The organism is Tumidithrix elongata BACA0141, assembly GCF_036349135.1.
GTDB lineage: Bacteria > Cyanobacteriota > Cyanobacteriia > Pseudanabaenales > Pseudanabaenaceae > Tumidithrix > Tumidithrix elongata.
Genome location: NZ_JAZBJZ010000032.1, coordinates 27,149 through 45,531, shown reverse-complemented (window position 1 = coordinate 45,531; position 18,383 = coordinate 27,149). Strand labels below are relative to the sequence as shown.

18 protein-coding genes are annotated in these 18,383 nt (G+C 43.6%); 9 read left to right on the top strand and 9 right to left on the bottom strand.

What is annotated here, in order from left to right:
• Positions 1-403: 403 nt before the first annotated feature.
• The 5 genes from V2H45_RS10205 to V2H45_RS25585 all read right to left on the bottom strand — a co-directional run bounded on the left by V2H45_RS10205 (position 404) and on the right by V2H45_RS25585 (position 4,785).
• Entirely contained in the window at positions 404-529 is a 126-nt protein-coding gene (locus V2H45_RS10205; protein ID WP_330483535.1) for a hypothetical protein, read from the bottom strand.
• A gap of 152 nt (positions 530-681) precedes the next feature.
• Positions 682-1,485, bottom strand: coding sequence for a transglutaminase family protein (locus V2H45_RS10200; RefSeq protein ID WP_330483534.1), 804 nt, complete (start codon positions 1,483-1,485; stop codon positions 682-684).
• A 138-nt stretch (positions 1,486-1,623) separates the two neighbouring features.
• Entirely contained in the window at positions 1,624-2,400 is a 777-nt protein-coding gene (gene crtW, locus V2H45_RS10195; RefSeq protein WP_330483533.1) for a beta-carotene ketolase CrtW, read from the bottom strand.
• 369 nt (positions 2,401-2,769) lie between these two features.
• Complete coding sequence (locus V2H45_RS10190; protein ID WP_330483532.1) at positions 2,770-3,732, bottom strand: orange carotenoid protein N-terminal domain-containing protein; 963 nt, start codon at positions 3,730-3,732, stop codon at positions 2,770-2,772.
• 747 nt (positions 3,733-4,479) lie between these two features.
• Positions 4,480-4,785: a DUF1830 domain-containing protein gene (locus tag V2H45_RS25585; RefSeq protein ID WP_408648764.1), complete on the bottom strand. Its 306-nt coding sequence runs from the start codon at positions 4,783-4,785 to the stop codon at positions 4,480-4,482.
• Between the two features lie 493 nt (positions 4,786-5,278).
• On the opposite strand from V2H45_RS25585, the gene V2H45_RS10185 reads away from it, so the two are divergent.
• From V2H45_RS10185 to V2H45_RS10160, 6 genes are all read left to right on the top strand, one after another.
• Positions 5,279-5,788, top strand: a complete 510-nt coding sequence (locus V2H45_RS10185) for a hypothetical protein (protein ID WP_330483531.1) — start codon at positions 5,279-5,281, stop codon at positions 5,786-5,788.
• A 276-nt stretch (positions 5,789-6,064) separates the two neighbouring features.
• Entirely contained in the window at positions 6,065-6,622 is a 558-nt protein-coding gene (locus V2H45_RS10180) for a hypothetical protein (RefSeq protein ID WP_330483530.1), read from the top strand.
• A gap of 440 nt (positions 6,623-7,062) precedes the next feature.
• Positions 7,063-7,620 (top strand): hypothetical protein, encoded by a 558-nt coding sequence (locus tag V2H45_RS10175; protein WP_330483530.1) that lies wholly within the window; start codon positions 7,063-7,065, stop codon positions 7,618-7,620.
• A gap of 117 nt (positions 7,621-7,737) precedes the next feature.
• A complete protein-coding gene (locus V2H45_RS10170; protein WP_330483529.1) occupies positions 7,738-8,202 on the top strand; it encodes a hypothetical protein in 465 nt (154 codons plus the stop codon).
• 54 nt (positions 8,203-8,256) lie between these two features.
• Positions 8,257-9,054, top strand: coding sequence for a fimbrial biogenesis chaperone (locus tag V2H45_RS10165; RefSeq protein WP_330483528.1), 798 nt, complete (start codon positions 8,257-8,259; stop codon positions 9,052-9,054).
• Between the two features lie 105 nt (positions 9,055-9,159).
• Positions 9,160-11,727, top strand: a complete 2,568-nt coding sequence (locus tag V2H45_RS10160; protein ID WP_330483527.1) for a fimbria/pilus outer membrane usher protein — start codon at positions 9,160-9,162, stop codon at positions 11,725-11,727.
• 65 nt (positions 11,728-11,792) lie between these two features.
• On the opposite strand, the gene V2H45_RS10155 is transcribed toward V2H45_RS10160, so the two are convergent.
• On the bottom strand, positions 11,793-12,656 hold the full coding sequence (locus tag V2H45_RS10155; RefSeq protein WP_330483526.1) for a response regulator transcription factor: 864 nt from the start codon (positions 12,654-12,656) through the stop codon (positions 11,793-11,795).
• 243 nt (positions 12,657-12,899) lie between these two features.
• Here V2H45_RS10155 and gor point away from each other — a divergent pair, with 243 nt between their 5' ends.
• On the top strand, positions 12,900-14,255 hold the full coding sequence (gene gor / locus V2H45_RS10150; protein ID WP_330483525.1) for a glutathione-disulfide reductase: 1,356 nt from the start codon (positions 12,900-12,902) through the stop codon (positions 14,253-14,255).
• Between the two features lie 52 nt (positions 14,256-14,307).
• Here the strand turns inward: gor and V2H45_RS10145 are convergent, their stop codons facing one another.
• Entirely contained in the window at positions 14,308-14,913 is a 606-nt protein-coding gene (locus tag V2H45_RS10145; protein WP_330483524.1) for a hypothetical protein, read from the bottom strand.
• Between the two features lie 35 nt (positions 14,914-14,948).
• A complete protein-coding gene (gene tsf / locus V2H45_RS10140) occupies positions 14,949-15,578 on the bottom strand; it encodes a translation elongation factor Ts (protein WP_330483523.1) in 630 nt (209 codons plus the stop codon).
• Positions 15,579-15,894: 316 nt separating this feature from the next.
• Here tsf and V2H45_RS10135 point away from each other — a divergent pair, with 316 nt between their 5' ends.
• Both V2H45_RS10135 and rpsN read left to right on the top strand, forming a co-directional pair.
• Complete coding sequence (locus V2H45_RS10135) at positions 15,895-16,428, top strand: CAP family protein (protein ID WP_330483522.1); 534 nt, start codon at positions 15,895-15,897, stop codon at positions 16,426-16,428.
• 244 nt (positions 16,429-16,672) lie between these two features.
• Positions 16,673-16,978: a 30S ribosomal protein S14 gene (rpsN, locus tag V2H45_RS10130; protein ID WP_330483521.1), complete on the top strand. Its 306-nt coding sequence runs from the start codon at positions 16,673-16,675 to the stop codon at positions 16,976-16,978.
• A 252-nt stretch (positions 16,979-17,230) separates the two neighbouring features.
• Here the strand turns inward: rpsN and V2H45_RS10125 are convergent, their stop codons facing one another.
• On the bottom strand, positions 17,231-18,247 hold the full coding sequence (locus V2H45_RS10125) for a sulfate/molybdate ABC transporter ATP-binding protein (protein WP_330483520.1): 1,017 nt from the start codon (positions 18,245-18,247) through the stop codon (positions 17,231-17,233).
• Positions 18,248-18,383 lie beyond the last annotated feature (136 nt).

The following is an 18,383-nucleotide window of genomic DNA, read 5'->3' as shown; positions in this document are numbered from 1 at the left end:
GAGTCCCTTTACGCAAAGATCTCTAGGCGTTGCATTTCATCCTTGAATTGGCGGATCTTCAAAATTCCTGAGGTAAAGATCCTGCTCTTAAGTGAGTTCAATTACATTATTCATCGCTGCCTCCTACAACCAAGATGGGTTAGAGTTGTTTGTTCCCGTACCATAACAGCATGCAGTTTCATTTCAAGGGTTATTTGATTGACTACGTTATAGAACAAGGAAATGGCTTTTTGAAGCTGCGGTTTTGGATTACAAAACACCGCTAGCACAGTGTTCTTCATCAATTATTTGAACTTTGTTTCCCAAGAAATGACTCTGTTTGTAAAACACATGCAAAAATCCCACTCCTCACCTTGAATGAGAAGCAGGATTTTAGAATAATCAAAACCTACAGATGTGAAACTTACTGGGGTTTATCAAAGAGTGTGGTCGTTCCACCCTCTCTTTTAGCAGCTTTCCGATTCTTCTTTTCTTCTTTGGTAGCTTTAGGCTTTTTAGATTCTTTATTGCCCTTTTTTTCCTTTGACATAACGATATCTCCAATCAAAATTTATATAATTTGGCTCAAGTCTGTAGCGTTGGAAGCCTCGGTAACCTAGAGTGACTCAAAGCTTCATAGCGATATTAGATACCTCGCACCTTGTAGCGTTGTCGCTGGTATATGGTCATTATAGCTTGTAATCAACGATTCCGATCGCTTGCAGATTCTGATGCGCGAACCCATACCCCCATGCTAGTGAGGGTTAAGAGCCCAAATTGAGTTGCTAAAGCTACATCTGCCGCATCTCGACCATAGGCGATCGCGACGCGATTCCCGCGAGGTTTGGGTTGCGTGGCGTCAAAGGTATACCAGCGATCGCCTACGAAAGCTTCAAACCAAGCATGGAGATCCATGGGTTTGAGTTCGTAAAGATAGCCAACCACCATACGTGCAGGAATCGTCAGACTACGGCATAGTGCAATGCCTAAATGCACAAAATCACGACATACACCCACGCGGGTTTCTACGGTTTCCATCGCTGATGTGGAGGCGTTGCTGGTTTCATAACGATACTCAATATGGGTATAAATCCAATTTCTAATCGCTTCCACCTGCTCGTAGGCAGACTCAATCCCTGCCGTAATCTCATTGGCTAACCCACCGAGTAAATCCGATTGACAGTAGCGACTGGGTAAGAGAAATTGGAGGGTGTAATCTGGTAATTCCTGCACGAGAACGAAAGCTGCACTCGGTTGAACATCAATTTCATCTGCTGTTTCCACCGTTGCTGAGGTGTCTACTTGAAATTTGCCTTCAGGAACTAATAGGCGTTGACAGAGGTTGCCATAGCTATCGATATACTCAACTACTGGAACGTTAGGTTCAAACCGATATTCTTCGCATACTACTTGTTGCCCCAACCCACTCAGGGGGCGGAGCATGAGAATGAGAGGAGAAGGCGCGATCGCTTCAAATAAAAGTTGGCATCCTACATTCAACCGCATAAGTTCTCCACACTTGCAAAAGCAGAATATACCATTCTAGCGAATGCCTTGTCGAAGCACTGCTGCTTCAATTTGAGAACTCGGCAATTCATTGAGAACTCGGCAATTCATGAATTGCCCCTTGCTGTTTAATCTCAATTACTTACATTGCTTGACAAAAATTCTATGAACATCTGGAAGTCGCCACCAAGGAATGTAGGGACAGGCGTGATGTTCGTGATGATAGCCAAAATGATAACAAGCAATCAATGACCACAAAACAGGCAATGAATTTGTCTGCGATCGGTGTGAATTTTGATGACCTGATTTTGGTTCTCGATGGGGTAAGAAAGTGCCAAAGTAAAAAAGTTGCATTGAACTCAAAATCGGTGGAACTGTCCAAAAGAGAAGCAAATTGAGATAGGACACTTTCACAATCAGGCAAAGCATAGCAAAGACAGCAGCAACCTTCATCAACTGAGTCCAGTTCCAATAATGGCTCATGAAATGCAAGTACCAAGCTAGGAGATGCTTATGCTGACCATCGTGAAAATCTGGGTCGCGATCGCTGGCGGGATAAAGGTGATGTAGCTGGTGCTTTCGCAAAAGTTCTTGATAGGAAAAAAAACTATAGCAAAAGGCAGCCAATGAGCCGATCCAATCATTGAGTTGAGGATTCTGCATACACACCGAACCATGCATGGCATCATGGATGGTAATAAATAATCCTGTATATAGAAAAGTTTGCCAAAGTAAGGCACTCAGAACGAACCATATGCCCAAATCAAAAAAATTCAGCCTTAGAAGAATCCCAAGACTGATTCCCCAGAGGCTAATCATAAGGCAGGCAACGAGAGTGCTATAAACGCTATCCTGTGGCTTTGTTAATTGCTTAATTTCTAAAAAGTTAAGGGTAGTGGTAGATAATTCAGCCAATACAGTTCTCCTTTAACTTCTATGAGACATTATATTTTTTACTCCGTTACGCTTGAATCCTCGTAGGGGCAATTCAGGAATTACCCCTACGAATCGGGCATGATATCAAGAGAACGATTATTCCTCTGGATCGAAAGGTTCTTCTTCATCTTCCAGATTGTAAATTTCTGGTTCTAAGATACCATCTAGCTCTTCCATCATTTTTCGCTCTTGAAATTCATCCGTTTCATCGGTCTTGAATCTACCAGTTTTCTCCAGTCAGAAAAAGAGAGACTCTCTTCCTATGGAAGGTGGAATCTTGTTAGATAGGCTCCGTCGAGGTTCCTGAGAAACCGCAGGATTATATAGTGTAGGCATTTTGCTCATTAGTTAAGGACGGACTAGATTCAATAGTTCCTTGGGGGATGCCAAGAGATCGATCGCTACAAAGAAAATTTTGCCTTCAGGATTGAGCAAAAATCGCCATGCAATGTTCATGCCCACGCTACTACCAAACCAAGGGGTTTGAACTTTACCTGTTACTTTAATCGGGGTATAGCCTTCTTCCAATTTCTCAATCACACCTTGCTCTGGCATCATCTTCAACCCTTGGCATTCTGCTCGCATGTAGGTAAGGATTAATTCATGACCGACGATCGGTTTTTGGAAGGGAGGTTGCAGAGAACCATTCGATGCGAACAGATTCACGGCTGCCTCAAAGTCATTGGCGTTCATGCAATCGATATAGCCCAGGATTGTCGCATTCGTCACACCTTCGATCTTGGCTTGAGTTCGAGTTGCCATGTCAGTCGGAACGACGACAGGGTCGGCAACATTTTCGGGGTGGGATAGATCCTTCGAGTCAAACCCCATGTTAACCACTGTATTGCGAAGAATGGTAATCTGCTGCCCTGGCTCGGCATTTTCGATGGATTGTAAAACAGTAGTTGCCTTAGGGGAAAGCTGATAACCTTTAGGAATAGGAGCGACAATCCCCTGTTCCATCCATTCTCCAAGTTGGTTCCAGAAGCCAAGTTTGACATTCATACTAAAGAAGCCATAAGAACGACAGATCGGTGTATCCGCATGGTTTGCTAGATCGCACATCACTTGCGTTTGCTCAGTGGGAGACATTTTCTTGATTTGGTCTAGCATTCCTTGGGCAAAAACCATACTGGCTGCGCCTGGAGCAGCAATTGTAATCGTTTTACCCATTTCAGTAAAGATAAACCAGATTAATGCTAGTTGATCTTCCGCGTTGAGTTGGTTAAATTGTTCGATCGTTTTAGGAACGATAGCAGCAGACTGAACGTCAGGAAAGATAGACTGTGCAGATTGGATGGTAAAAGGCATGGGATAAAAGCTCCAAAACTTGAATAAGGGTAAATTGGTTAGACGATATAGACTGATACGACTGTTCTAGAAAAGGAGATGCAGTCATACTTGCGAATGGATTTGATTCTGGTAGCTTGATGTTGGGATAGGCTGAGAACCTTATCTAGCGATCGCATTCAAAATCTATACTTAGTGGATAGAAATGTGATTCGCAGAAGTATGACAACTAGTAAAACAATTCCTGCAATTAAAAAGGAATGGTGCTATTTTTGTCTTGTTGAGGATATAGAAGATATAGATTTCAGGCTCAATTGCGTAGTTATTGGTGAGACCTATCGTCTATGTTGTAGTCAGAAGATTCGCAAATATCTGCTTGAACTGCGACGGGGATGCGTTCAGTGCAATTACATTGAGAGTTTTCCCCTCCGTCTAGGTGTAGCTTATGGGTAACCTCTTATAAATCCTATAATTCCATCATAGTCTAAATAAATCATAAATATATTGCCCTAACAACCCATCAATTACTCAAAGCCATACGCTCTAATATTTATAGCAATTAGAAATAAAAATAATTTGATAATAAGAATGTTGAAATAACTAAACAGATTTGCCTGTTCAGCGATCGCTGCAAATTCTATTTATGCAAATCGTTACTGTACGATCTGCATCCAATCGGGCAGCGATCGCTACCCTGCCATTGCAACAACAATTCCACAAAGATCCTGTTCCTTTCGGAGTTTTACTTCTACCTTTGTTGATCTGGTTCTAGTTAAGAACTTCAACAAATGATTTGGCAAGATTAGATACTTCATGAATATGTAACAATTTGCAGTCAACTCTACTGATTCTGATCCCATCGATTAGAGGTGAATGGATTTCTAAATATGATTCTGGTAATGCTGTAAATAAAATGCTTTCTCTTGAGAAAACCACGCGATCGAAAAGACACTTTGCCTCATTGATGACTCGAACAATTTGAATATTCATAGCGTTATTGATGTAGTAGCATAGGAATTGCTCTGATCGGTCAATAGATGATTCAGTTCCTATGAGAGAAAGCAAATAAGTCATATTTTTAAGTCCAAATCAAATCAGATGAATGATTAAATGTTTTGACCTTAAAGACTTTGACACTAGGATGTTTGAAATCGTGTTTATACAGATGTTTGAAGTGCATGAGTTGTATCAAAATGCATTCAAAATTTACAAGATTCTGGGTAGGGAGACTGCGATCGTCATGGGCAAATATCAGGGAAACCCCTGATAGCCCGAATGTCGGAATCCTGATAAATTATTCTTATAAATCCTAACTGAGTGGCAATTCATTAGTAGCGCAGGTATCTTGCCTGCAAGGGCTAGCAGTCATTACTATATTCGCAACCAATTGTTGAGATGAACTTATTGAGGTGGATTAAATTTTGGGGGCATCCCCAATACCTCTCTTATTCGTAAAGGGGGATAGAGTTAATATCTCTAGGCAGGAGGATGCCCTCCACCCCTTTTTTATTGTTTATAGGTATCGCAATATGCTGTATTGGGTTCGATATGGCTTAGGATAAAAACTATGTTGGTAAATTATCTTCATCATGGCTTAAAAGTTTTTGGGATTGCGATCGCGGCGATCGCTATTTTTCCGTCGGTCGCCCAAGCAGATAATGTTTATGCTGATTTACCTACACTAAATTCGATTACCTTTACGCCAAGCCGAGGTACGACAGGAACGGCAATTCCGTTGACGGCCAATACGGCTTTATCCCCAACTAGTGTGGGCAATGTGAACGTGCAGTCAAATACCTATGGGGGGTTTAAAGTTGAGGTAGAGTCTACCAATTTTGGTTTACTCAAACACTCATCGGGGGCGGGCATGGCGTATACATTGAATTACAACAACTCTGAAAAGGGGCAAATTACCACGAAGACCGTGGTTGAAGATAACAGTGCCTTAATTACAGACTGTGCTGATAGTTCGGGATGCGATCGCGACGTGAAAATTTCCATCTCGCAGTCTGAAGTACAGAGCAAGCCTGCGGGTTTTTATTCCGATACACTGACGTTTACACTGACCAATAAGTAGGTGAGCATCTCCTCACTCCAACCCCTTTCCCAGTAGGAGAGGGGGCTTTTTATTTGTAGAGAAAATTGAGAGTAGAGAAGCTAAATCAATATCAGGGTATTCCCCGATATACGCAGAGATGTATTCGCGATAAATTAAATACATCGAAGGACAAAGAGAGAAAGGGGAAAGACAAACCCCACAACGATTGGATGGCTTCGAGAACGACAAAAGAGGATAGGCAAAGCTATCCATTCCAATAAGGTTTTTCTAAAAAAGAGAGGGAGAGTTAAGATTATGTTACACACTACACTTCGTCAATTCGGTCTTGTTTCTGGACGTGCAATTCTTGCGATCGGTTTGACAATGGGGGCAATGACAGCTTGGACTTCTGCTGCAAAGGCTTCTGAAACCAACGCTGGCGATATAACTGTAACTAACCCATTAGTTCAATCAGTTATCTACCATCCACCTCTTTCTGCATTAACGCCAACTTTTGCGAATGGGAAGTTTACTGATGTGGGTGCGGGGACATTGACGGTGATTTCAAATGATGCTGCAGGTTACTCTATCTCTGCTACATCTGGTAATGGTGCTGAAGCTGGAAAGCTAAGAAAGGGTGATACAGGTGGTTCAGCAATTGCCTATCAGTTGCAGCTTTCTCATGCTAGCTTGACAGGATCTGATGGCTATAAATCCTTAGCTACCTCTCAAAGACTTTGGAACACTACAGACCTCGCTGTAGCTCCGGGTGCAACTCTGGATGTACAAATCAAAATAACTGAGGATGCGAGACTGGTTCAGACTGGTGACTATAAAGATACGGTTACTTTCTCAATTGCTACTAAACAATAGTTTCTCGTGATGTCACAAAAAGTATTAGCTGATCAATCCCCTTTCCTGTAGGAAAGGGGATTTTTTTATGATTTCTTTCACGACTTGGTAGGTTAGCGATCAAAAATAGGGCTGAAAGCCAGTATTTGCGTTAACATTGGGGTTTTGCCCCAAAGCTGAAACCCTTATAGAGCGTCAGGTTCCCAAAACATCCTTCCAAGTCGTGTTCTTTTCCAATATATAGAGAAAGTTGAGAGCAGAGAAGCTAAATCAATATCAGGGTATTCCCCGATATACGCAGAGATGTATTCGCGATAAATTAAATACATCGAAGGACAAAGAGAGAAAGGGGAAAGACAAACCCCACAACGATTGGATGGCTTCGAGAACGACAAAAGAGGATAGGCAAAGCTATCCATTCCAATAAGGTTTTTCTAAAAAAGAGAGGGAGAGTTAAGATTATGTTACACACTACACTTCGTCAATTCGGTCTTGTTTCTGGACGTGCAATTCTTGCGATCGGTTTGACAATGGGGGCAATGACAGCTTGGACTTCTGCTGCAAAGGCTTCTGAAACCAACGCTGGCGATATAACTGTAACTAACCCATTAGTTCAATCAGTTATCTACCATCCACCTCTTTCTGCATTAACGCCAACTTTTGCGAATGGGAAGTTTACTGATGTGGGTGCGGGGACATTGACGGTGATTTCAAATGATGCTGCAGGTTACTCTATCTCTGCTACATCTGGTAATGGTGCTGAAGCTGGAAAGCTAAGAAAGGGTGATACAGGTGGTTCAGCAATTGCCTATCAGTTGCAGCTTTCTCATGCTAGCTTGACAGGATCTGATGGCTATAAATCCTTAGCTACCTCTCAAAGACTTTGGAACACTACAGACCTCGCTGTAGCTCCGGGTGCAACTCTGGATGTACAAATCAAAATAACTGAGGATGCGAGACTGGTTCAAACTGGCGACTATAAAGATACGGTTACTTTCTCAATTGCTACTAAACAATAATTTCCTCTGATGCCACTTGGGAAGATGCCTTTTCACACCTGTTTTGAACAATCGAGTATAGGGGACGCAAAGCGTCCCCTATACTATTACTAGTTGCATTGCAATTAGCCTTGGTTTATGTTTAAACAGTTCTCAGTCATCTACATCTTCTTTGCGGGGCTCTTTTACTTACAAGCCTTTCCAGCAATTGCGGATAATTCTATAAGCTTCAACTCCTCCGCCATCTCTCCACCAATCGCCCTAACACCAAATACTGCCTTGCCTAATACGATTATTGGTGCATTGACTGTAAAGTCAGATAGTGTAAATGGTTTCACGATAAGTGCTGAGTCTACAAATGGAGGTGCGCTCAAACGCAGCTCTGGTGAAGCGATTGCCTACACCTTAACCTATAATGGAATAGATCAAGGTCAACTAACGGCAAAGAAAGTAGTCGAAAATGTCAGTAACTTAATCACCGACTGTGCTAGTCAAAACGGGTGTAATCGTCAAATTCAAATAGCCATTAGCCAGACTGCAATATCCGCCAAACCTGCAGGCAGCTACTCCGATCTATTGCTCTTTACACTTGTTACTAAATAGATAGATCAATCCTAACAATTCTCAAATATTTTAAATTATAGAGGGGTCATAATTATGAACAAGCGATCGCTAGCAGTTATCTTGCCACTCATACTTGGAGCAAATCTAGTCTCAGCAATTCCTTCTTCGGCTCAGGTAGAATCTACTTTCCTGTTTACTCCAATGTTGTCAACTTTTTCGCCTTCGGGACAAAAAGCCACCCAATCTTTTTTAGTGACAAATACGGGCAAGAAAGCTACAGCCATTCAAATTCGGATGGCAAAGCGTCAGATGGATGTGGACGGCAAGGAGACTAATACTGCTGCCGATGATGACTTCATTCTCTACCCGCCGCAAATGTTAGTCAAACCGGGAGAACGTCAAACTGTTCGCGTAACTTGGGTCGGTAATGCCACTCCCCCGCAAGAACTTTCCTATCGCATCATTGCTGAACAACTTCCCGTTGACTTGACAGAAATTCGCCAAACCCAAGGTGCTACGTCAGTTACGATTAAGGTTTTATTTCAATACATAGGTTCGGTCTATATTGTGCCGCCCAATGTCTCACCAAATGTTTCTCTAGAGAGTGCCATCTGTCAGCCCGAAACCGATAAAACTGGGAAAAATACTAATAGATTAGTGTTAACTTTTGCAAATCAGGGCACAGCCCATACGCTGCTAACAAACCTAAGGCTCAATCTCGCCCCTGTTGGGAAAGAAGCCAACCTCATCAAGCTAGAAGCAAAACAACTCGCAGGTGTCAATGGTGAGAATCTGCTCGCAGGTAGCAAACGCCGTTTCTCGTTACCCTGTCCCGCAGGATTACCCAATGAGAAGCTCACTGCCACATTTGAGTACGATCGCGGCAATTAATCCCTCTAGCCCTCTCCATCTTGTTTTCTATGGTTGTCATTGCATTCCGAAACTTTTATACTTCACTAGACTTATCACGATCGCAAAGTATAGATCCCATAAATCATGAAGTGTCGAGCGATCGAATTTAGTTGTCTATACTTTGCTATATGTCTTCCTACACTTCTAGCTGCAGACTATACCCTTGCCCAGCCTCCACAACCTACTAGCCCACAACCCACTAACCCCAAAACTCAGTCCCCACAACCCGCGAACCCATCCACCGATGATGAAACCTTTCAGCGCGTGTTTGGGCATCCTCGTTCCAATACTGGCAAACAAACTCTGAGCGTTCCCCTCGTCATTGACGATCGCGAACAAGCAACAGTTCTTACCACCTTTGTCCCCGGTCAACCACAGCAGACTCGCTTACAGACAAAACCTCTCCTGCAAATTCTTACGCCGATTTTACGTCCCGATGTGCTGACTAACCTGCAAGCAGCGATCGGTAATGCTGAGGACTGCTCCGTTGATGTCTTGTCAAAAAATGGTATAGAAGCAAACTTTGACGAACGCCGTCTTGCGGTGTTTTTGCAGATCAGTCCTGCCGTCCGTGCTGTCAATGTTTTGGGCGATCGCTCTAGTCTACCTCCCGAAGCCAAAGAAGCTCTACCCGTCAGTGCGTTGAGTGGTTATGTGAACATCTTTGCCAGCGATCGCTTGACATTGACAAGCAATCAATCTCAGGGACTTCAGCGACTGCCTCTATTTTTAGGCTTTGATGGGGCGATCAATCTCAATAACTGGGTATTAGAAGGGAACTGGTCATATATAGAATCAGGACAGCCGGAATTGGTACGTGGCGATATGCGGATCGTGCGTGACGATCCTGTGAATGCAGTGCGCTATCTGGCAGGGGATTATAGCTTTCCGACGACAGGCTTTCAAAATGCGATCGCCGTAGGTGGAATTGCGATGGCGCGAAACTTCTCATTGCAACCCTATTCCATCATTCGTCCGATCAACAACTTTGAGTTTTTCTTAGAGCGTCCTTCCAAGGTGGAAGTCTATGCCAATGGTCGCCTTGCCCAAACCCTACTCTTACCCGCAGGACAACAGGATTTACGTCAACTACCCCTCACCACAGGCATTAATGACATTCAGTTAATCGTGACGGACGATCGCGGGCAAGAACAACGCATCAACTTTAGTTCTGCCGTTGCCTCCAATCTTCTCGCTCCTGACGTACAACAGTTTGCCTATAGTTTTGGGTTTCCCTCTAAAGCGATCGGAGGTGGACGTAATTACGACTGGTCAAAACCACTTCTCTCTTTAGCGCACCGCTGGGGAGTAAGTGAAGTGCTAACCTTAGGCGGCTATGCTCAAGCCAGCAACAATCAGCAACTTGTGGGCATCGAAGGCATTTTCGCTACCACTTTTGGAAACCTTGCATGGAATCTCGCCTTTAGCAATGATCAAACTGTGGGGCAAGACTTTGCATGGCGGCTGGGTTATGATTTTTTTAATGCGAGCGATACCGATCGCTCCTTTGGGTTCAATTTGGAACAGCGCGGCGCTAGATTTATTACGTTTGGTAATGATGGAGTCCCTCGGAATAGTACTGCCTTAGATCTATCCGCCTTTTACCACCAAAGGCTATTTAGTGATATTAGTGCAGGACTCAGCGCTCAATACCGTTTTGGTCGCGATACACCTGATTCCTACCGAATCGCGTTAGATTTATCTAAAACCTTTACAAATGGGATATCCCTCAATCTATCCCTATCCCAAAGCCGTGACACCAATGGGGTCAACGAACAGCGTGCTTTTTTGGGTATGCAAATCAATCTAGCTCAAGGTTCTCAATCCCTCCAATCAAGTGCCGAGGTTCGCAATACAGGGAGTCCGACACAACAGGTGTCGTGGAGTTTCCGCGATCCGCAGGTGAGTGAGTCTATTAACGGATCGCTGGGAATTATCACAAGTCAGGCAGGCTATCGTCTCAATAGCGACCTCACCTATACAGGTTATCGTGGCATTGTGAATTTCACGCCTGATATTCTGTTTGCTTCCAATAATACGCAAGCCAACGCACAAATTAGCTTGAGAACGGCGATCGCCTTTGCTGATGGGAATTGGGCTTTCTCTCGTCCAATTAGCGATAGTTTTGCGATCGTCGTTCCTCAAAAAGGCTTGGCGGGACAGGTAGTGGGCGTGAATCCTGATGGGCAGGGTTCATATCTCAGCCGTGCCGATGAATTTGGGGCTGCGGTCGTGCCAAATCTCTCTTCTTACAGTGTCTCGCGCCTATTGATCGAAGCACCAAACGCTCCTACAGGTGTGGATATTGGCAATCCCCTTTATTACACGTTACCTACCTATAAAAGCGGTACGGTGATTCGAGTTGGTACAGATACCACCGTATTTATTCGCGGTATTTTGCTCGATGCCAAAGGTCAGGCACTCGCCCTACAATCGGGTGAAGTTAGTTCCCTTTCCGATCCAGAGTGGCAGCCTGTAACCCTATTTACCAACCGAGTCGGAAAATTTGCCTTGACTGGGTTCAAACCTGGTCGCTATCAATTGCGTCTTTATAGTGAATCATCCACAATGATTCCGTTTGAAATTCCTGAAGGAACGACTGGTTTGTATGACTTAGGAACTTTGCGATCGCCTATAAACCCTAAACCCTAAACATGAAGAATTGATTTGGTCAACGTATCTTTTAGAAAAGAATATGTTAATTCCTAATGAAAAGATCAGTCTTCATTGAGATCGATCAATCCGATCCGAATAGCATGGCGAACTAAGCCTGCCAGTTCCCGAATATTCAGTCTTTCCATCATCTGACCTCGATGGGTTTCGACCGTTTTTACGCTGATAAATAGCTCGCTAGCAATTTCTTTTGTCGTCATCCCTTTTGCCACCAATTTTAAGATTTCGAGCTGGCGTGGCGTTAAGCGATCCTCTTGGATGGGTATAAAGCTTTCTGGATGCGATTGAGATTTTAAAATTGCTTGCCTATGCAAGCGCGTACTCAGTCTCGTAGCGACGGACTCCAAAAATTCTGCTGCTTCAAGACCGATGTGGAGCACCTTTGCAATCTCACTTGTTTTCTTTCCATCTTCAATAAGTTGAAGAATCTTAGTTTGCAGTGGTGATAAAAAGAGCTTTTCAGGGTTCGCTCCATTCAGCTCTGAGGGAGGTGAAACGTTCGCAGATGCATTGGTATAATGCGAGGAAACTACGGCTGTTCTACTAAGGCGTGTAGCGATCGCTTCCAATAGCTCATCTATATGAACAGGTTTCGTGAGATAATCATCTGCACCACAAGCCATGCCCTGACGAAGGCTTTTCATGTCTGCCAATGCTGTTAAAAAAATAAACGGAATTGCCTCTAACTGCGGATCTTGATGCAGGTATTTCAACACATCGTAACCATTTAACTCCGGCATATCGACGTCACAAAGAATGAGGTCGGGCTGAAACTCTTTCGCTATCTGCAAACCAATCTTGCCATTGCTGGCGCCCGCAGTTTCAAATCCATTGCTATCTAGTATATCGAGGAGATTCTCTCTGATTTCCTCTACGTCTTCAATAACTAAAATTCTTTTCTTATTCATAAGATAACCTCTTTATGAGAGTTAAGAAGCCAAGTCAAGAAAAGGTTTTTAAGCATGTTACGTTACGATAGCAGAATGAATATAAAGTTTTCCTAATATCTAGTTAATATTAGGTACGTTTCCTCTTAGAGAATTTAAGAATGAGCTATTCATAGTAACAAATTGAATTCAAGAACTGGCACTTGAATAACCCTAAATATTGAGAAGAAAGTAATATTGAACAACAGAATTAGTGAATAAATTATGGCATTTGATTATGACCTGTTTGTGATTGGTGCGGGGTCGGGCGGTTTAGCTGCTTCTAAGCGAGCTGCTGCCTATGGTGCAAAAGTAGCGATCGCCGAAGCCGACCTAGTTGGGGGAACCTGTGTGATTCGGGGGTGCGTACCCAAAAAGCTGATGGTCTATGCCTCACAGTTTTCGCATCTCTATCACGATGCCGAGGGCTATGGTTGGTCAGCCGTAAAACCAGAATTTGATTGGGCAAAGTTGGTACAGACAATCAATCAGGAAGTGTTACGCCTCAGCAGTCTGCATATTAGTTTCTTAGAAAAGAATCATGTGGAGTTAATCCCCAGTTTTGCCAAGTTCCTCGACGCGCATACTTTAGAGGTGGGCGATCGCAAAGTTACTGCGGAACGTATTCTCATTGCTGTCGGTGGTGAAGCAATCAAGCCCGACCTTGTGGGCATCGAACATGCAGTTACCTCCCGTGAGATGTTTCACCTACCACAGTTTCCTAAACGCTTTGCTGTGATTGGTGGTGGCTATATTGGCGTGGAATTTGCGGGGATTATGAATGGCTTAGGTGCGAAAGTTACCCAAATTATTCGTGACACCCATATTTTGAGAGGCTTCGATCTAGATATTCGCAACAGTATTCAAACAGGAATGACCAACCATGGCATTCATTTCCATACGGGAATCGATGCACCTTCTCTCCAAATTACGAAGGGTGAGGATGGCTTGACGATCGCTTTTTTAGACGGCGACCGCAACCCGCAAAGCCTTACTGTAGATACAGTCCTAGCAGCAACGGGTCGCAAACCTAATCTTGACAAACTGAATTTAGAAGTTGTCGGTGTGGAAATTGTAAAGGGTGCGATCGCAGTTAAACCCGATAGCAGCACCAGTCAGCCCCATATCTATGCCGTGGGTGACTGTACCGATCGGATCAATCTCACGCCTGTGGCGATCGCGGAAGGACGCGCCTTTGCGGATACTGTCTTTGGTCATACTCCTCGCCTCATGAGCCATCGGGGTGTTGCTTCCGCTGTTTTCTCGCAGCCAGAGGCAGCAACAGTGGGGTTAACTGAGTCGGAGGCATTGGCACAGTACGGAGATTCCGTTAAAGTTTATCGTTCTCAGTTCCGCCCGATGTTCCACAGCCTCACTGGTGCAGATGAGAAGACCCTAATGAAGTTGGTCGTTGTAGGTGAGGAAGAACGTCTCTTAGGCATTCACATGGTAGGTAAAGACGCTGCAGAAATCATTCAAGGAATGGCGATCGTTCTGAATATGGGAGGTAAGAAAAAAGATCTTGATGCCACAATCGGCATACATCCCTCCGCAGCAGAGGAGTTTGTGACGATGCGATGAGCGCGTTAAATTTTGGGGATGGCGGGATCGATGCAGAGACCTATGCAGAAAACTATTGTTCCATCCAAGTAGAGCGCCAAGCTTGCTCAGCCTCGGCAACGATTTTTGCCTGTCGTTTTTTCTCCAATTCGCTATGGAGTTGATGCCATTTTGCTGATAGTACGCGCAGTTCGCCACGATGGGACATCACATCGCGACTGGTAAACTCTACTTCCGACGGCCGCAAGTGAATTTTTTTGCTTTCTTCAGATTTAGTCGCTTCGGAATCGCTCTCTTTTAAAATATTTGCCTTTACAAGCAACTGATTTGCCGTATGGGAAACTTCTAAAAAAGCAGAGGTCAAAGCCCGATCGACCATTTCTTGGTCAGTCAGACTCGATGGATCGGACTGACCGAGGACTTGGTTGACATTTTCAACGGCGGATTTGGCAAGTATTTGTAGATCTTTCTGTAGCTTTTGGCGATCGCTCAGAGACAAGGACAAAAAAGCCTCTGGGCGATCGTGCGTACAAAGCTGAAAGACTGACAGAATCAATTGCTGCTGCACCGTTTGAGCCAAAGCTTGGGTATATTCGAGAAAAACAGACGCAAGCTTTGTCTTTACCTTTGCGATCGCTATCTCAATCTCCTCAATTTCTTGCTCAATTTGCCGCAGCATAGCTTCATTCTTCTTTTAGAGTTGGCTGTTATGTTCTATGAATTCTCTTCCGTTTCTTTCTGTGAATCTTCACCCACAACAAATCTAACAAACCTTCTGACTTTGATGTTCTCATTGAGTCTTGCGGTTGTCTGTTTGACCAGTTCGTCAACGGTAATCGTCTGCTCCTTGATGAAAGGCTGATCTAACAGGCTCAATTCTTTCAAGCGCTTATCAATTCTTCCCTGCACGATCTTGTCGCGAATTGCGGCGGGCTTGCTGGCAAGGTCATCTTTCCCAGCTTCGATCGCTCTTTCCTTCTCAACAAATTCAGCAGGAACATCGGCTGTACTTACATATTCGACATTGGGGCAAGCAGCAATTTGCTTGGCCACGTTATCGGCAAGTTCCTTGAGTTCTTCGCGGCGGGCAACAAAATCTGTTTCGCAGTTAATCTCTACGAGCACACCGATGCGGCTACCAAAGTGAATATAGCTATGTACGATGCCCTCAGTGGCTGCACGGCTAGCTTTTTTGACTGCTGATGCTAATCCTTTTTGTCTAAGATACTCAGTGGCTTTGGTTGCATCACCGTCTGATTCTTGCAAAGCTTTTTTACAATCTTTAATGCCAGCCCCAGTTCTGGCGCGTAATTCTTGTACTTGTTGGGTCGTTATTTCTGCCATAGTAATTTTTTGCTTATCTTGATAGATTTAGTATACGAATTTGGATGAATCGGCAAATCAAAGCGAATCAGCTAATTGCGTAGAATGTTTGCAGTAGTCCATTCTAACTTCATTTTGTAACTGTTTGTAACACAGTCTCTAGTTGGTCATGGGCGATGGTTATGAAGAGTAGCTCTCAGCCCTCATCATTCAGTTTTTGCTGATATCGCGATCGGGCATGATTTGTAAGCAATTTTTTTCTGTCTAAAAGCGTCGGCGCAATTTATCGGCGCAATTTATAAGCTGCCCCTATTCCCCTATCTAAGCGTCTAAAATCATGTTTAAAGTTAATCAGCCCGCTTCTTGGCTATTTACAGGGGCAACAACCATTAGCATCCTATTTTCAACGACTGTACCCCTTGGTGCTATCCAAGCCCAAAGTAATGGGGTGAATCAAACAGAGATTTTAAACGCCCACAATCTTTATCGCAGGGATCTGAACTTACCAGCATTGACTTGGTCAGACGATCTCGCCAAATCAGCACAGCAATGGGCAGATCGGTTAGCCGCAACGAATCGTTTTGAACATAGTGGCACGAACAATGGTGAAAATATCTGGAAAGGCAGTGCTAAATGGTTTAGCCAATCCCAGATGGTAGGAAGTTGGGGCATCGAGAAACAAAATTTTGTTCTTGGGATTTTCCCAGATATTTCAAAGACGGGGCAATGGTCTGATGTCGGTCATTACTCTCAAATTATCTGGAGAAACACAACCGAGGTAGGATGTGGCTTAGCCACTGATGGCATCAATGATATTTTTGTTTGTCAGTACAATCCACCAGGAAATTATCAAGGAGAAAAGGTTTATTAAAAAGGTTTATTAAATTAGGATCGCGAACTAAATTACCTGCAATTCTAATGATTTAGAGTCATTATTTAGAATGCCCATTATTTCTAAAGAACAGCACCTTAATAAATGCACGATCCTTAGATCTATCGAGTAAATCTGGCTCTACCCTTCAAAAAGTAAATTAAATTTGCACATAGCTAGCTAAATTGGTTATTATAGGTAGCTGTCATAAATTGAACACCGCACTTCCCAACATAAAATCCCAATGGCTAAAAAGAGCATGATTGAGCGCGAGAAAAAGCGCGAAAAGCTAGTAGAAAAGTATGCTGAAAAGCGTGATGCTATTAAAGATCAACTCGCTGACGCTTCTTTGACACAGCAACAAAGAGTCAACCTACACCGCCAACTGCAACAATTTCCTCGTAACGCATGCCCCACCAGACTGCGCAATCGCTGTTGGTTGACAGGCAGATCTCGCGGTTATTACAGTGACTTTGGTCTATCGCGCCACGTTTTCCGTGAAATGGCTCACGAAGGTTTGTTACCCGGTGTAACCAAATCTAGCTGGTAGAAAGGTTCTTAGTTCCTTAGTTTCGCTGTAAAGAGGTAATTGATCGATTGCCTCTATTTTTTGGCATCTATGCAGTGGAAAATTCCCGTGCATTCATGAAAAGCTTTGTAGAATCAGCGAATAATGGATAATCAAATGGGTTCACCTTTTCCCGTTTTTAATCATCTTGGTAGTCATTCTATTGCGATGAATGAGGAAATGATTTATACCATTTTTGATTTTTTGGAGATTTTTACATAGTTGGGACTTCGATCAAATTGAGTAATTTAAAGGGAAAGCCTTTGCGTCTTTAGGTTTGATGTGAACTACTTGCTGAGGTTGCAATTGCAATTCATCAAAGCGATCGCGACTGAGGTGAGCGGTAAGAACCTGTCCGTCGTCCATCACCAATTCTACCTGAACCTCCCAGCCTAAATGGATGAGGCGATCGATTCGCGCAGGCATGGTTGTATCGTTGGGAACGGTTTCAATCAAGATATCCCTAGGGCGAATGAATACGTGATCTTGATTGGAATTGTTGTTGCTATTGGCAGCAATTTTGTTGTGGGCGGGAACGATGTTTACAGGGCCAATAAAGCTCATTACAAAGGATGTGGCAGGGTTGTCATAAACATCGGCTGGGCTACCAATCTGTTCGATTTTGCCTTTATTCATCACCACAATCTCGTCAGAAACTTCCATCGCTTCTTCTTGGTCGTGGGTAACGAATACACTAGTGACATGCACTTCGTCATGCAAGCGGCGCAACCAAGCCCGCAATTCTTTGCGAACTTGAGCATCTAACGCACCAAAGGGTTCATCCAACAAGAGTACCTGTGGTTCTACTGCCAAGGCTCGGGCTAGAGCTACCCTTTGCCGTTGACCGCCAGAAAGCTGGGAAGGATAGCGATTGCCTAGACCTTTTAATTGCACTAGTTCTAGCAATTCATCGACTCTTGCCTGCGTTTTTTGCTTGGGATTTTTGCGAATTTCTAGCCCAAAAGCAATATTTTGACGCACGCTCATGTGCTTAAACAGGGCATAGTGCTGAAACACAAACCCAATATTGCGATCGCGTGGGTCTTGAGAGGTAAAATCTTTTCCCGTAATAAAAATCTTGCCCCGATCGGGGGTTTCAAGGCCTGCAATTAGCCTGAGTAATGTGGACTTACCCGACCCTGAAGGGCCTAAAAGTGCCGTTAGCGAACCATTCTTGACCTCAAGGTTAATATTATCTAATGCCTGAAAGTCGCCAAATTGTTTTGATACATTTTCAACTAGAATGCCCACGCCACCACTCTACACATATTTTAATTGAGTTAAATTTGAGTTAATTAATAGATTTGCCAATTTAATTAACGGTAATGTATTTACTCTTTTACAAATGCGATCATATAGCATTCAGGCGATCGAGCATTCAGAAAAT

What these genes read in the sequence shown, in the direction of transcription:
- V2H45_RS10190 (WP_330483532.1), bottom strand. Translation starts at nt 3,732, where the DNA reads ATGCCTTTTACCATCCAATCTGCACAGTCTATCTTTCCTGACGTTCAG.
- V2H45_RS10145 (WP_330483524.1), bottom strand. Translation starts at nt 14,913, where the DNA reads ATGCTGCGGCAAATTGAGCAAGAAATTGAGGAGATTGAGATAGCGATC.
- V2H45_RS10175 (WP_330483530.1), top strand. Translation starts at nt 7,063, where the DNA reads ATGTTACACACTACACTTCGTCAATTCGGTCTTGTTTCTGGACGTGCA.
- V2H45_RS25585 (WP_408648764.1), bottom strand. Translation starts at nt 4,785, where the DNA reads ATGACTTATTTGCTTTCTCTCATAGGAACTGAATCATCTATTGACCGA.
- V2H45_RS10185 (WP_330483531.1), top strand. Translation starts at nt 5,279, where the DNA reads ATGTTGGTAAATTATCTTCATCATGGCTTAAAAGTTTTTGGGATTGCG.
- V2H45_RS10200 (WP_330483534.1), bottom strand. Translation starts at nt 1,485, where the DNA reads ATGCGGTTGAATGTAGGATGCCAACTTTTATTTGAAGCGATCGCGCCT.
- V2H45_RS10155 (WP_330483526.1), bottom strand. Translation starts at nt 12,656, where the DNA reads ATGAATAAGAAAAGAATTTTAGTTATTGAAGACGTAGAGGAAATCAGA.
- V2H45_RS10180 (WP_330483530.1), top strand. Translation starts at nt 6,065, where the DNA reads ATGTTACACACTACACTTCGTCAATTCGGTCTTGTTTCTGGACGTGCA.
- V2H45_RS10205 (WP_330483535.1), bottom strand. Translation starts at nt 529, where the DNA reads ATGTCAAAGGAAAAAAAGGGCAATAAAGAATCTAAAAAGCCTAAAGCT.
- V2H45_RS10135 (WP_330483522.1), top strand. Translation starts at nt 15,895, where the DNA reads ATGTTTAAAGTTAATCAGCCCGCTTCTTGGCTATTTACAGGGGCAACA.
- V2H45_RS10165 (WP_330483528.1), top strand. Translation starts at nt 8,257, where the DNA reads ATGAACAAGCGATCGCTAGCAGTTATCTTGCCACTCATACTTGGAGCA.
- V2H45_RS10160 (WP_330483527.1), top strand. Translation starts at nt 9,160, where the DNA reads ATGAAGTGTCGAGCGATCGAATTTAGTTGTCTATACTTTGCTATATGT.
- gor (WP_330483525.1), top strand. Translation starts at nt 12,900, where the DNA reads ATGGCATTTGATTATGACCTGTTTGTGATTGGTGCGGGGTCGGGCGGT.
- rpsN (WP_330483521.1), top strand. Translation starts at nt 16,673, where the DNA reads ATGGCTAAAAAGAGCATGATTGAGCGCGAGAAAAAGCGCGAAAAGCTA.
- V2H45_RS10170 (WP_330483529.1), top strand. Translation starts at nt 7,738, where the DNA reads ATGTTTAAACAGTTCTCAGTCATCTACATCTTCTTTGCGGGGCTCTTT.
- tsf (WP_330483523.1), bottom strand. Translation starts at nt 15,578, where the DNA reads ATGGCAGAAATAACGACCCAACAAGTACAAGAATTACGCGCCAGAACT.